This is a genomic window from Sinorhizobium sp. GQ132, from assembly GCF_059758575.1.
Map to the genome: position 1 here is coordinate 1 of NZ_JCAXDX010000077.1, position 267 is coordinate 267.

General features: G+C 57.3%; 1 protein-coding gene. It reads left to right on the top strand.

Features of this window, described 5'->3' with window-relative positions:
- The coding region (locus AC6CIG_RS29795; protein WP_498324398.1) for a hypothetical protein at nt 1–267 on the top strand (267 nt) is incomplete at both ends.

Sequence of the window (267 nt, forward strand, 5' to 3'; positions counted from 1 at the left end):
AATGAGCCCCGGGAGCTCAGGGCCTGCGGCAGCCACTGGGCCTTTTCCGATACCGCTGTCTCGCCAATAGACATCGTCGAAACCAACGATCCTGACGAGCGTGACGATCCGGCCGCCAATCGTCTCAACAAACGTATTGATAATCTCTTGCCACGTCGGCTGTCGGAACGAGCCGCTCGCTTTTTCGAGGGGCAGAAGGACGTAAAGTTTCAACCCAACGCCCTTTCGACGGCGGTAGCGGTTGAACATGTTCAGGCGGGCATCAAA